This is a genomic window from Tindallia texcoconensis (assembly GCF_055383815.1).
Genome location: NZ_AP042431.1, coordinates 1686751 through 1702048, shown reverse-complemented (window position 1 = coordinate 1702048; position 15298 = coordinate 1686751). Strand labels below are relative to the sequence as shown.

Genomic DNA, 15298 nt, shown 5'->3' with positions numbered 1-15298 from the left:
CTCCCTTTAGGTGTTCTATCAAGCATTGAAGTGTGGCACCATTCTCCCCCTTTCCCTAACCCTCTCCCAACAGAGGAGAGAGAGGAGAGGGGGCTATAACCTATAACCTGTTCCCTTGTAACCTGCTTACCCTTTTAACAAACTGCTTTCCAACTCTTACCTCTTACCTGCTTTTCTAACTGCTTTTACACCTGCTTTTCTAACTGCTTTTACACCTGCTTTTCTAACTGCTTTTACACCTGCTTTTCTAACTGCTTTTACACCTGCTTTTCTAACTGCTTTTACACCTGCTTTTCTAACTGCTTTTACACCTGCTTTTCTAACTGCTTTTACACCTGCTTTTCTAACTGCTTTTATACCTGCTTTTCCAGTGCTGCTTTGACAAACTCTCTAAATAGTGGATGGGGACGGGTGGGGCGAGACTTGAATTCTGGATGGAATTGGCAGCCTACATACCATGGATGATCTTTTAATTCCACCATCTCTACCAGTCGTTCGTCTGGGGATATACCGCTGATGATGAGCCCAGCTTCCGTAAGCTGATCTCGATAGCTATTATTGAATTCAAACCGATGACGATGGCGTTCGTAAATCAGGTTTTCACCATAGGCATTCTTGGCATTGGTTTCTGGGTATAGTTTGCAGGGATAAAGGCCAAGGCGCATAGTGCCCCCTTTATCTTCAATATCCTTTTGTTCTGGCATAATGTCGATGACAGGATCTTTTGCTTCTTGTCTAAATTCGCTGCTTTGGGCCTCTGTAATACCTGCTACGTTCCGAGCAAATTCTACTACGGACAATTGCATCCCTAAGCAGATGCCAAGGAAGGGGATCTTATTTTCTCGGGCATAGCGAATCCCTGTGATTTTCCCTTCGATGCCCCGTTCTCCAAATCCGCCAGGTACTAAAATGCCCTGTACGTCCTCCAACTGACTTTGAACCGTCTCTTCATTGACTTTGTCGGCGTGGATCCATTTTACCTTTACCCGTGCTTGAAAGTGAATGCCGGCATGATTCAAAGACTCGGCAATCGATAGATAGGCATCCTGTAATTCTGCATATTTCCCAACAATGGCAATGGTCACTTCTGCTTCTGGGTTTTTATCTCGGTGAACGATGTCTTTCCATTCTTCCATGTTGGCTGGTCCTGCTTCTAAGCCTAGTAACTCCATGACTTTTTGGTCTAATCCCTCTTGCTGAAGGAAAAGTGGCACTTCATAGATGCTGTCTGCATCCATGTTTTCAATGACATGGCAGGGATCTAAATTGCAGAAAAGGGCTATTTTGTCTTTCATGTCTTTTGAAATAGGTTGTTCTGTTCTACACACTACCATGTCTGGCTGAATTCCAATGCTTCTCAGTTCTTTAACGCTATGCTGGGTGGGTTTGGTTTTCAGTTCACCAGCTTTTCCCAGATAAGGAACCAAGGTGACATGCATATACATGACGTTTTCTCGCCCGACTTCGTGTTTTACCTGTCGGATGGCTTCCAGAAAAGGTAAGCTTTCGATATCGCCGACGGTACCGCCAACTTCCGTAATCACTACATCTGGATGACTATCACTGCCAAGGCGATAAATGCGGTCTTTGATTTCATTTGTAATATGGGGGATCACTTGAACCGTACCACCTAAGTAATCGCCTTTTCGTTCTTTGCTGATAACAGTCCAGTATACTTTGCCAGAGGTAACAGAGCTATATTTGCTAAGGTTGATGTCGATAAAACGTTCGTAATGGCCTAAATCCAAATCGGTTTCGGCGCCATCATCGGTGACAAAGACCTCGCCATGCTGATAGGGGCTCATGGTGCCGGGATCCACATTGATGTAGGGATCAAATTTTTGAATGGTGACTTTCATGCCACGGCTTTTCAGTAGTTGGCCTAGGGATGCGGCGGTAATGCCTTTTCCTAAGGAGGAAACCACCCCGCCGGTAATAAAGATGTACTTCGTCATATTAAGATCTTCCTTTCGATATTATTATGAATTTAGGATTATGAAACCCTTGGGCGGTTTCTTCTATATCTGGCACTTCTGGGTTTTAACTTTTAACTCATCACTATAAACTCTTAGTTGATTTTCACTGGTTTTGCATTTTCATGGGAGCTACGCTGGCCTTTTAAGTAGTTGATGGCGGTAGTAAGCTGCAGGTCTTGGGCTGGTGCCACCAGCCATTTTTGGAATTCTCTATTGAGGCGACGCTGGGTGGAAAAATCCAGAACTCCATAGGGGTAGGTGTTTTGATTTTCCTGAAATTCTGTAATGGCCTGTTGGGTAGACAGGTGAAAAACACCTTCTTCATCTTGAATGTCATAGCCCAGGTATTCCAAGCGCTGTTGTGCCCCTAGAACGTCTTGGCCTTCATCTCCCAGCCTAAGCGCCCCCTCTGGATTAAAGGGTTTTAGGGCCTCCAGATCAATAGAAGGGTGAAACCGTTGGAGGTCGATGTCTGGGTAAATGCCAAGGCCATCGATGGCTCGTCGAAAAGGGCTGTAGTAGGCGGCTTCTGTTAATTTAAACCCTCCGCCAGAAGGCATAGGATATAATCGTTGGACAGAACCTTTTCCATAGGTAGGCTGCCCAATGACGATGCCTTTTCCCCGCTCTTTAAAGGCGGCGGCAAAAATTTCTGATGCACTGGCGGTGCCTTCATTCACGAGAATCACGGCTGTGTCGTAGGGCATTTCCTCATAGAAGGAGGAGTAGGTAACTTCGCCTTCTCGATAACGAACATGGGTAATAGGGCCAGCAGGAATAAACAATCGACTAAAGCTAATGCCTTCATTCAATAAGCCTCCTGGATTGCTTCGCAGGTCTATGATGAGTTTTTCAATACCTGCTTCTTCTAGGTTTTTCAGCATTTTTTTAGTGGTCTTGGTGGTGTCCTCGCCGAACTGTCGAATTTCTAAATATCCAATTTCATCTTCGAAGATTTCTAGGTCTACACTGGATATTTGTATGCTTTGACGTGTTATTTCAAATTCCAAGATCCCCTCCTGTCCAGAACGTTGAATGCCCAAAACCACGGTGGTTCCTTCTGGTCCTTTGATACGGCGGACTGTCTGATCTAAGGTAAGGGCAGCTGTGGGCACGCCGTCCACGTAGACAATTCGGTCATTGGAAAGTATTCCGGCTTCGAAGGCAGGGGTGTCTGGAATTGGTTCGGAGACAATGACTCTTCCAGCTTCTTCAACAATGTAAATGCCTATGCCTTGAAATTCTCCTTGAAATCCTTCTACCAGATCTCTCATTTGCTGAGCCGGTAGATAGTAGCTGTTTTCGTCCAAAAGATTTTCTAGATTTTCCGGGGTGATTTCTTCAAGGTTTTCTGGGTCTATGGGGGTCACATAATTCCGAAGAATGGCTTCTCGGATGATCGGCTGATCCTGAGCAGGGATGCTTTCTGTAGCTGAAAATGCAAAAACGCTGAAGAGTAACAGCAGCGCCAGGGTCAGGGTTATGCATTCGGTTCTTTTTTTCACCAGTTTCACATCCTATTCTTGTTTCTGACAAGGGTCTTCTCCCACATTCATAAAATCTATTTCTTTATTATACGATATGTATGGCCTAATGACAATTGAATCTGGTGGAAAAGTATGAGTTTGATGGCAATAAAACCCATGGAGCACTAAAAGGAGCAACAAAAGAAGATGGTTCTTCTGTGTTAACGCACAAACACAGATGAACCATCCCCTCCTATGGCTAGCTTAAAAATTGAGGATACGTTCTCGATAATCGTAGCGTAGGTCTACTCGCAGGTAGTCGATAAAATCCTTCAGCAGGATAGCAGTATCGGCTTTGGTCAACTGACGCTGGGGCTGGAAATACCCGCTCTGATCGGTTATCAGGCCCAGTTCGCCGGCTAGGTAGGCGGCATCTCTAGCCCATAAGGGAATTTGGGCGTCATCTAAATAACCGGTGCCGTATTGTTGTATGGGTGCCATGTGCTGAAAGCCCATGGCTTTTATGAGAATGGTAACGGCTTCAGCCCGGGTAATGGTTCCGTCTGGATCAAAACGATTTTGATCCACGCCTGCCATCAGATTATGATGATAGGCGGATTCGATATAGCCTCTATAGGGATGGTCTTGGCCTACATCGGCAAAAAGGGTTTCTTCTCGTTCTGCCCGCTGAAAGGATGGCCGTCGTTCTGGTTCGTGTTTTTGTTTGGAATGACCGGTGGCAACGGTCAGAGCACGAGCAAACTCCCCACGTGTTACGGGTAAATCTGGCCCAAAGGTTTCTACATGGGCAGGAAAGGCATTGAGGCTAGCCAGAAACCGGATGGGTTCTTCGGCGGCATGGCCGTTGGTGTCTCTCATTTCTGGTATGTTTAGCATTTCGTTGGTAGGATTGCTATCTAAGGTAAAGCTATCGGTTCCTAGGTTTCGCTGTCGGGTCGGATTGCCATTGCCCTGGAATCGTGGAAGGTCATAGCTGACTTTCAAGACGTTGTCTTCATGTTCTGTCAGTCGATAGGCTCCTCGAAAGCTAATGAGGGTGGGCTCATTGGACTGATAATGAGGGGTAACGCTTCGATTGTGGGAGGCTTGTACTTGAGCGGTTCCCTGCCAGCGAAGGGGATCGTCATCTCCGTTGGTATGTTCATAATCAATGTAATGGGCTAGGGTTTGGGTGTCGATGCTGCTCCACTGCTGATCGTAGCCCACTCGGTTTCCTCGGGTTTCTACGATGACACGGCCTTCGTCTCCATTGATATGGTAATATTTTCTTCCGTCCCAATTGCCGGCAAAATAGGTGGCGGCAGGTTTGGCATGGTACACGGAGGATTTGGACCACTGGTTGTCTCGTTCATCGGACTGATAGGTATTTCCGTTGGCATTGATGGTTTCTCGAAAACGGGTAAGCTCATAGGTTTCTGTTTTCTGGTCTCCACCGTTTTCCCGAACTTCTTTTTCCATGGTGACGTTTCGAGTCAGGGTAATTTCACCGTCATCGCTGGCTAAATTTCGATAGTTGTACGTAATTCTGCCCCCTCTGTCGGAAATGGTCAGTTCTCCTTCCAACAACACTGGTTCTCCAGTAATAAAGATGATTTCCCGATAGATGCGTGGGTCCTGAACGCCGCCTTCGAAGCCAGGAGTCTGGAAGGAGGCTTCCTCGGCAAAGGCGGTGATGGAAGTGGCTAACAGAATGAAAATCAGGGAGCACGCGATGTGTCGTATATCGTTTTTGAGGGTAGCGATGGTTTGCTTCATGGGACAAGCTCCTTTTTCTTTGGTGATTTTGTTTTCCCCCTCTCCCTAACCCTCTCCCGCCAGAGGTGAGGGGGCTTGCAGGCTATCAGCATTTCGTCGAGGGAGAGGGGACTTGCTTAACTGCTTCTCTAACTCTAAACTGTTTTTAATTCTATTGTTCAATAACGATGACATAGGCGGACTGGTCGTTGGAGGCGGTGCGGTTCTGAATGATATACGCTTGGGCACCGCTTCGGATCCGGTACATTTCTTCCGCGGTTATAGGGTCATCGTTCAGAAGAATAACCGCTGTATGGGTGTCGAATTCCTGTCGGCTTCGGACTGGTTCCCATCTTCGACTAAGGCCGTTCCAATTGCGGACATTGTTCAGGGTGATGGTGTCTACATCTAGGTTGACGTCATCTACTACTCCCATAGCGCTGTGTTCTGTGGCCATGGCACCTCCTTCATACTCCTGAGCTCTTGGTGCCAAATTAATGGCTAGGGCTTCCCGGTGGGTATCAGTACCTGTATCTGTTTCCCGAATCAGAAAGTAGGCGGTTTTATCGTAGTAAAAACGGTCTTCAATTCGCTTTCTCAATTCATCGTTTTCGATGTCCTGTGGGTCGATAAATCGTGTGTCCAGAAAAACACCTGGATCGATGGCTTCTTCCAATTCACTGTCATAAATCAAGGTATCTTCGCTGAAACTTGCTCTGCGGGCGCTTCTCAAACTTTCCCATCTGTTTTCATTTAATCGAAGATAATCTAACTGATAACCAATTCGTCCCAGTTCCACCTGATAATCGAATAGGTCTTGGAGGCGAGCTTGATAAAGCACCAAACGGGTCCCTCCGGGCCGTGGTTCCATAATGCCTTGATCCGTAATGCTGATCATGGCAGCGTTTCGACCAGTTGGGTTCATATCTGCCATCATGTAGATGTTTTGGTTTTCATCCAAGTTAAGACGATCTACCAGTCGATTGTTCTGAATCACAATGGTCCCTGGGTGGAAGTTGAAACGGTTGTAATCTACTTCCATTTCTTCTGTAGCAAATTCTAAACGTTGAATACGGCTGTCGTAGTTTTGGGCGCTGCCATTTTGTGTTTGTAGCTTGGCAATGCGGGGATGACCGTAGCTTTCTTCTACGGCGGCATAGACCTGCTGGCCTTTCATGCGGTCTAGCTGGGCCAGTTGCACTTGGTTGGCTCCGTCAAACAAGTTCCCATTATTGGTTTTATAGCGAACCAAGGAATCTGAATGAGGAACCCATCGGTTTTCATCAAATCTCCGGATATCCCGAAGGATCACTTCGCCAGCTCGGGTATCCACAGAGTCGATGGTGCCACGAATCATGTCGGCGATATGGCGTTCATCGTCTTCTACTCGGACAGTAGCTACTTCTGGGCTATATATATCGTCGAATAGTAACAGCACTCTGTCTCCGGTTCGAATCTGATGTACTGGTGCCCGACTGCCATCCCGAAGGATTTGGGTATTGTTTGTGATCTGATAGGTTTCCCGACTGCCTCGATTCTGGATTTCGATGCTGTTTTCATCGTAAAAGAGCACATCGCCCACTTTATAGCGACTTTCTGGTGGAATATACCCATGTCGTTCTGGATCTTCTTCCAGGGTTCCTTGGATGCTGTTGACGGTATTACCCAATCGAGAAACTGTGACTTCTAGTCCATAGGGTAGGTCTTGGAAGGGAGTCAATCTTCCATTAATGGTAACACCGGTTCCTGGTGGTACCTTCAGGTGATGTTCTCGGTCATTAAAGTCTCGTAGTTTCAGGGTACGGGTGTCCGGATCTATGTTTTCAATAAATCCAGTGAGAACAGGAGTTGCTTCACCGTCTGAACTGGTGGTGACGGTCATGTATTTCACATGGTTTTCTTCCGTTGTATAGTACGTCACTGGATCCCCGTCAAAAATTTGATCCGACAAGTAAAGGTTATTGGTTCGACGCACTGGCAAATCTTCTTGGCGAGTTAACTCCAACAGTGCAGAGGTATTGTCTGGATGCTTAAGGGTAACTTGTCGTGTGCGATTTTCTGGATTGTCCGGGGTTTCAATCATTCGTATATCGCTGACTTTTCCCTGCCGTGGGGTAATGCCCCGTTGCGGAAGCCAGTCGGAGGAAGACTTCATCATCAGGGCCGCCATTTGTGCCCTACTCATGGGATCTGAAGGGGAAAAGGTGGTTTCGCTGGTGCCACTGATATAATTAGCCTCCAGGGCGGCTTCGATGAGCGGCCGCTTGTTTTCATCTATTTGACGACGATCCGTGAAGCGGCCCAGTTGTGGTGTTTGGCTTGGTTCTGCTGGCTCCAGATTCAAGGTGCGAGCAAACCAAGCGGCTACTTGTTGCCGTTGGGCCGGACGATTCCATGCCTTACGGGTTTCCAACTGGTTACGCAGGGCATTTTCAAGTTCTGTTAATTCCGGCGAGGTTAGTTGGCTATATAGATATTCGTCTACGGCATCGTTGACTTGGCTGTCTAGTCTATCTGTTTCTTCATCGGAAAGCTCCAGTAGGTCGTCGGCTTCTTCATCCGTCAGGATGTTCTCCTGCTGGGCCAGTTCTACGGCGGCTACTAACTGTCGGTCTCCTTCGGTACCAACGGTAACACCGGCTACTTCTAGGGCATCCTGTTCCGCTAGGGCTTCTTGCAGCTCTGTTTCCATTCCCCGAGCCTTTAGCAGTACCATCAATGCTTCTCCGGCGGTGATGGATCGATTAGGAGCAAATTGTTGATTGCCGGTGCCGCTCATAATGCCAAGGCCGGTAACGTCCAAAATAGACTGGGCTGCCCAATGGCCACCGATATCGGTGTAGTTCATATCCCTCACCTGTTGGGAGGCTCCTGGAAGTCCTCGATAGGTGTCTACGGAGGTGAAAGGCGTAGCGGCGGTGACTGGCAGGAGGCTGGTGAGTAGGATCATGAAGATTAAGGCCAGGGGGAGGAGTTTTGGGGTTTTTGCTATGATCCCCCTCTCCCTAACCCTCTCCCGCCAGGGGAGAGGGGATTTACTGATATGTAGTTGTTTGATTTGATTATTCTGAGTTCCCATTTTTGAGACTCCTTATCTTGATATAGTTGATCATTCATGTTCACTGTCAGTCACTGTGAGGACGGAGGTAATTTTCCCCGAAAATCGCGGAGTAAATAACCTCGCGTCCCCACCAGTCCCTTAAACTACGGTTCTTCCCGCAGGAAGCGGTTTTTTCTACGTCCTTTCTCCCGTTAAGGGAGAAAGATCCTGGGTTTTTCTTTTCCCTGTAACCTATTCCCTATTCCCTTTAACCTGCTTTTAAACTTGCTTTTTAACTGCTTTTTACCTGTTTCTCAACTGCTTTTCAACTGCTTTTTCAACTGCTTTTTAACTGCTTTTTCAACTGCTTCTTCACCTGCTTTTTACCTGTTTCTCAAAAGCATATACATGCCGGCTTCTCTCAAGGTTGTGGTTGTTCCATTGTTTCCTTGGAAACCATGGGATGCCGGATTGTAGGTGGCTATGCTGGTATTTCCGCTATTACTCTCTGGGTAACTGCTGGTATTAAGGCCTATGTTCATCTGTGCCGTCCCTAAAAGTCGGGGGAGGCTTTTTTCGGTGCGACCAGCTTTTAGGCTAAAGTCGATCTTATAGGGGCTGGAGGCTCTGCTTTGCCTACGATCGATGGCACTGTTTAAAGCATTGGCTTCGTTGCCTTGCATCGGGGTAAAGTGAACCCGTGCTACGCCGTCTCGGCTTTCATCTACACTAAGGCTGCTGACATCACGGGTATAGAGGGTGTTTGGTGTGATGGTCAGGCTGGCGGTGCCATCGGTAATAACCACTTCTCGATCCATGCCCGGCAAGGATTGTACTGGGAAGGCTACGACAAAGTCCTTGTGGCGGCTGTAGTTTGCACCGGAGAAATCGATCACATAAGGCGATAGGCCCTCTGGAATTTCTCGACTGCCGATGGTACGCACCAAGGTGCCATTGACCACTTCTTCTTTGCCTCGGGTTTCCTGTTCTTCCCGCTGCCGATCCAGTTCTTCCAGCTTTTCTTCCAGTTTTGGATCTTCATCTGGATGTAAGGTTCGTGCGCTGGTTTCCCCGGATTCAATAGCACTGCCGTATTCATTCAAGGCTCTTACCCGAAAGTCGTAGCGGGTATCTGGCTCCAGATTTCGCACCAGGTAGTCGGCGTCATTGGCTTCTGCGATAAAGGTGTATTCTCTTTCTGCACTTCTTTTGCCGTATACTTCGTAACTGGCTGCGGCGTTCAAAACACCTGGATCGGATTTGGACCAAATCAGGTGGATACTTCCTTCTGATCCAGGTACGGCTTCTACTACCAGTGGTGCATCTGGTACTGGTATATCGTAGTCGAAGTCTGGGGCATCGTCTGGATCAGACAAACCTCCATCCGGATTAAGGATGATCAGGTCATCATGTTCCAGATCTAAGGTTTCTGGGAACTGAACCCGCATGACGTTTTCACTTTCCACGTTAACCGTATTGGCAGCAACGCCACCAACAACGGCAAATACTCGGTTTTTTCCGTCTTCGTCCACGCCTCGAATCCCTTCCCCATGAACCTCCATGTCGTCGGTTACTTCATTGATGGGTACCAGTCTTCCTCCCAAAATCACCTGGGCTCCGTTCATAAACATTTCACCAGTTAATGTAATCTCGGTATCCATATCGTTGGCAAAAATCCGTGGTGGGTCTACGCTTTCGATGTTGGGCTGACTGATGTATTGGAATTCGCCGGGGGGCAGGCTCAATTCGCCATCCGGGTTTTCTACCCGAACCCTTACCGTCCCAAACCTTGGACTCTCCGGCGCCACCACTTCTAGTTGGCGGTAATCCACATATTCTACATCGCCGGAGTCTTCGTCTACCCGAGCTTCTCCAAATAGGACCCCAATGGGATCGCTATGGCCATCCATTTCCTGGCGGAAATCATTTCCTCTGATCGTAAGTCGAGTTCCACCGGTGACCGGACCTTTATTGGGGGTGACCGTATCCAATCGTGGATTGGACTCTCCTCGAATGACTTCCAGGTAAATGGCGATGGATTCTTCTCCTTGATAAAGGGCTTCTTCTGAGTTGGCGGATGCTCCATCAAAGTTGGTGACCACGATTCGATAGAGGTTGTCGATGGTGGCCTCCGGCAGTTCTGGCAATTCAAATACTAGCTGATTAGGCAACTCATCTTCCATTCGATTTGGATGGTCTGGGCCAATGGTTAGAATATCTCCTATGCGAATGGTGGCATCTTCCCTAAAGTCGGTTCCAACCACCCGAATAATATTGCCCCCTCGTTGAGATACTTTTTGAAGCATGACTTCCCCATATCCTTCCCGAGTTTCTCTAACCGGTTCTCGGCCTTCTCTTAAAATATTGGTAATCACTGGGTTACTATCTGGTGTGATATATTCAAAATCCGAATTGGCGGTTCCCCCATCTGGATTGATGACGGATAGCCTTACGCGGCCAGTGGTAAAATAGGAAGGCATAGTGGCCACGATATGACCTTGATTCCGATGGGCTACTTCCGGGGCATAGCCACCTTCTACAAATAGTCGGCGATTCCTAATTTCCAGCCGCACCAATTCTTCATAAGGGTATTGGATGGTTTCTCCATCTTCTTCCCGGGTTAAATCTCTGGTATTGATAAAGACCTCCTCGCCAGCTCCAAATCCAAGGTATTCATGGTGATAGGTGTTTCCTTGATCTGTAATTTGAGCCTTTAGGACGCCGCCATCCCCTGAATTATAATCAAATCGAAGGCCGTCTTCCAAGGTGACTCGAGTTCGGTTTACTTGAATCACTCCACTGTTTTCATGCTCCCGCGGTAAATCTGCATTGGTTCGATTCCCTACTCTGACACGGGTTAGACGAGTATCTTCTTCCCGTACCGAAACAAGAGGGCTGTTTTCTTCGTATTCTTTGGTCATTAGCGTTACCAAGTCTTCTTCTAAAGCCTGACCCCTTATTTCTACAGAGGTGCCTCCTCGCCGATCTCCTTGTGGTGGGTTCACACTGGTAATACGTGGGTCTGAACTCTCAAAACTAAAGTTAACGGTATTGGAAATGCCGGCATCGTTGTTGACGATATACACTGGCACGGTGCCATCATTGGGCCCTACGATAACCCTTAGGAACTCCCCGTCAAATTCTACCAGTTCGGCTTCTTCTGTTCCAAAAAATACCCTGGGATACAGGTCGTCCAAGAGGACATCAAATTCTGAATCATAACGGGAGGGACGGGTTATATCTGGATTGGCGGTAATCGTTTCAATCAGATTCCCGTCTTCATCCCGGATACGGCGGAAATCCCTGAAATCCACTCCGAAGATCTCTACGGTATAGCCTCCAGCTGCGGATCCAGCCGTTGGAACAATTCGGTTTATTTCCGGATTACTGGTAGGCACCACATAGGTATAGCCTAATAGTTCCTTCTGAATGGTTTGTTCATTTCCGTCGGCATCCCGCTGAACCCTCTCTACGATGATGGGATTATCGTAGTCTACGCTGAAGGTTCCTCCGTCGGAGTTTAACAAGGTTAAGGGCAGGGTGATTTCTCGCTGCCCTTCCTGCTGTAAATTACCGGCATAAGGCGGCACCGTCAACACAATCTCCCGACCATCTACGGACAAGTTCATATTGGCCCGAGGTACTTCCTGGGAGCCGATAAACATACGAATCCCTTCCGTAAAAGAAGCGTCGGTTACGGCTTCATCTAATTTTAAGGTGACTAGATTGCCACCACTATCTGGGCCTAATTCCGGTACAATATCTCGAAGGGCAGGAATGTTTTTAGGTTCTCCCAAGTAGGTGAAGGCATTTTGCCGTGTTGCTTTTTGTGTGTCTGGATTCACCACAGACACATCATAGGTACCGGGACCAGCCCAGTCGGCTCCCATCATATTAGGGACCCGGGCATGAATTTCGTTACTGCCCAGAACTTGTACCCGATTGCCGGTGATCCGGTCGTAACTTCCAACTCTCTCTACTGCATAAGGAGTATAGGCTCTTAGGGTCATTCCGTCTATTTCCAGCACTCCGTTTTGGAGTTGCTGAATCGCCACATTCCCGCCTTCTTCCACTCCTTCAAACTGTTCTTCTTCTTTGTTGTAACGAATACGCCAGGAATTGGCGGCGCCATCTTCCAGATAGTACTGATTTTGTCGGTTACGAATTAAGCGGAAAAAATGGACGGGTGCATCCGGGTCGGCAGATTCATTAACAAAAATCACACTGTCAAAGCCGTTGCCTGTTCGCCAACGGTCTGTATCAGATAAGTAGACAAACACTGGTTCTTCAATGGTTTTTTCCGGTGCGTGATATTCTGTTAAAGCAATGCGTGTACCATCCCGATTGTAACGGTTGATATCCCGGCCGGCTATTTCAACCTTGCTTCCGATGAGACGGTTCATTAAAAAAGCATCGATGTCATCAAGGTCGTCGACCACAATGGTAGGATCTGGCCGAAAAAAGTCACTTCCTGTTAGGGTCAGCAGGGTATTTTCTGTGCCTCTGTCCGGTGTGACGCTGGTCAGCACTGGATTAGTGTCGGTTTCTGTATAGGTAAAGGGATGGGTGGCAATGCCTCCTTCTGGATTGATAATTTGGAGCTGAGTCTCGCCAGGTCTTTCTCCTGGTGGAGCCATGAATTCGATATGCTCTAAGCTTCGATCCGTAATAGTGGTGACTTCCTCGCCACCAATATACAATCTGGCATCAGAACGTAACTGACTGCCATCAATCCGAACCGGCACGCCGCCTTCCATGGCTACCAAATTGGGTTCCACGCTGGTAATACGAGGGTATTGGTTCGGGTCTACATAAATGAAATCAACCATATTTTCAAACCGTACAAAAGCATCGTATTCGTTGCTTTCACGGCGAGGATTGCTGATGCGGATATCCTGATTAGTAATGTTGGCAACTGGAAAGCCAGTTGTTCCGGTTTCCAGGATCATGACAATGGTGTCACCAATCTGGTTGGCTCCTTTCCCATCCACCACCGTGCCACCCTGTAGCACTTCGAATTTAGTAGGGCCATAGCGATTTCCGTCGATTTCGCCTGGTTCCAGCAAAGGATCAATAATGGTACTTCCCAGATCTACCCTAGGTTGGACGATTTGATCCTGGCCACCTGCGTCTTCATAGCGGGTCACTAGAAAATTTTCTCCACGAATGACTACTTGCAAGGAGCCGATTCGTTCGTTAAGATATCCTGTGGCCCCGATAGGTGGGGATTGCAGGGGGAAGATAGTAGGCACAATATCCGTCACCTCTGGTTGTTCCGTAGAGGGGATATAGGTAAAATTGCCAGGTGCTGTGAGGTTTTCCCTCAAACTCAGCACCCTTTCTCCATCTAGATTATCATCTATACGAATCGTCGTCTCTACTTCCAGTTCTACGGGCACCGGCCCTGCCTGGTCATCACTAAAGTCTCTGGTTCTGACTTTCAGAGAGTTGTCGGCTCCTTGGCCATCTTCAAATCCATCCTGTCTGCTGTTATGGGTAAATTCATGGATAGAAAGATCTTGGCCCATATAGACCCGGAAGCGTCGTTCAACCGAAAGAATCTTATATTCGTCTCCGTCATCGCTAAAACGAAAATCACCGGATCCTTCATACTGGATGACCAGAGTTTCTACAGACTCTCCTTCCGGAATATGGTCGTAAAGCTCTCCGCCTATTTTAAAGCGGATGGCCGTGGCTGGATCAAAGTCTCCACCACCATCATCCCCTTCCAAGACAAAGTCTTCTAACCCTGGCACTGCCAGGCGAGTCCAATAGGAACCCCAAAGCTGGACTTCTGTAGGCCGACGTGTTGAAGCACTGGTAGGATCAAAGCCTTCCAAGGTCGGTGAATCTTCAATTTCTATGACTCGGAACTGACTATCCATGACATAACGGGTATCCAGTCGATTCGGTGGTGTTAGGACCACAAAATAATCCCGTCCAGCACGAACACCCGGCACTTCTACGGTATAGATCCACTGATCATCTACTTCCACCGGCGGGCTTACTGGCTTTGCTTTTGATTCTTCATTAAACAGATTGATATTACTTAGGTTTTCCACAAAATAAACATCGTATCCATTGGGTGACATATTTCCTCGGGTAAATTCTACCTGACTGCCAACCCGGCCCATGGTAGGAAACATCTCTATGCCATCCAGTTCTAAATCTGTAATAATCGTAACAGCTCTTCGATAGGTATCTACGTTTCGAAGAGAATTATCATCCGTGGGATCTTTTACAGTTAATCGCTGTACCACAATATCCGATACCCCACCAGTAAAACTCCCTTCATCGGGTATCAGACCTATCTGTTTATCCGATAGACCATCCCCTGCTGGGGAGTCAGCATTTGTAATAACCTTAGCTTTTGTAGGTCCTACATTTACAATAAAGTTATTGTCTGCTAAGTTGGTAATGTCCGTTTCATTGCTGTTGATCACAATCATTTCATCGTCGGACACAATCGGCTTGTCAATACCAGTAATCCGAGGCATGTTTTCTCGGATGTTTTCATATGTTTTAATGGTTCTCTCCAAAGTGCCATCTGGTAATTCTTGGTAAAATGTAATGGTTAGACTTTCAATGTTTTCAAAATCTTCCGGAAGCTCCCCCTGGGTGGTAGCACCAATGCCATAACTCAAATCTCCTGTTGGTATGGTATAGACTCCTTCTGAGGTGTCTTCCACTTCAAGGCTTCGATTAACAGAGCCAACAGATTCTGGTTCATTGACGCTAATGTTTTTTCCTGTTTGATCAAAAGCCGTGAGCTCAGTTCGGATAGTCACCGTGGGTCTTTCCAGATCAATGGCTTGGGCGGTGAGCATGCCAAAGCCTTGGTTGGGGGCCACGGGCAGAATGGAAACAAAGAACGCAACCAAAAGTATCCCGGCTATGGCCCGGCGGGGTTGAATCCTTTTTTTATGAGAAAATCTTTTTCGAAATTGGTTTTGGTGGCGGTTTATAGTCATAGGGTGCGTTCCTCCGGTATTTTAGATTTCTTATTTTCTGGTATGCTTCCTAAAAAATTATACCACTATGTAGTATTATCGGCAAAATTT

The 15298-nt window shown here is 47.4% G+C and carries 5 protein-coding genes; all 5 read right to left on the bottom strand.

Annotated features, from left to right (window positions below; translation table 11 throughout):
• Positions 1–353: 353 nt before the first annotated feature.
• The 5 genes from ACZ47N_RS07690 to ACZ47N_RS07670 all read right to left on the bottom strand — a co-directional run bounded on the left by ACZ47N_RS07690 (position 354) and on the right by ACZ47N_RS07670 (position 15208).
• Positions 354–1955, bottom strand: a complete 1602-nt coding sequence (locus ACZ47N_RS07690; RefSeq protein WP_464885979.1) for a CTP synthase — start codon at positions 1953–1955, stop codon at positions 354–356.
• Between the two features lie 113 nt (positions 1956–2068).
• Positions 2069–3481, bottom strand: coding sequence for a S41 family peptidase (locus tag ACZ47N_RS07685; RefSeq protein ID WP_464885978.1), 1413 nt, complete (start codon positions 3479–3481; stop codon positions 2069–2071).
• A gap of 225 nt (positions 3482–3706) precedes the next feature.
• On the bottom strand, positions 3707–5218 hold the full coding sequence (locus tag ACZ47N_RS07680) for an S-layer homology domain-containing protein (RefSeq protein ID WP_464885977.1): 1512 nt from the start codon (positions 5216–5218) through the stop codon (positions 3707–3709).
• Between the two features lie 151 nt (positions 5219–5369).
• Complete coding sequence (locus tag ACZ47N_RS07675; protein WP_464885976.1) at positions 5370–8276, bottom strand: S-layer homology domain-containing protein; 2907 nt, start codon at positions 8274–8276, stop codon at positions 5370–5372.
• A 344-nt stretch (positions 8277–8620) separates the two neighbouring features.
• Complete coding sequence (locus tag ACZ47N_RS07670; protein WP_464885975.1) at positions 8621–15208, bottom strand: IPT/TIG domain-containing protein; 6588 nt, start codon at positions 15206–15208, stop codon at positions 8621–8623.
• Positions 15209–15298: the final 90 nt, after the last annotated feature.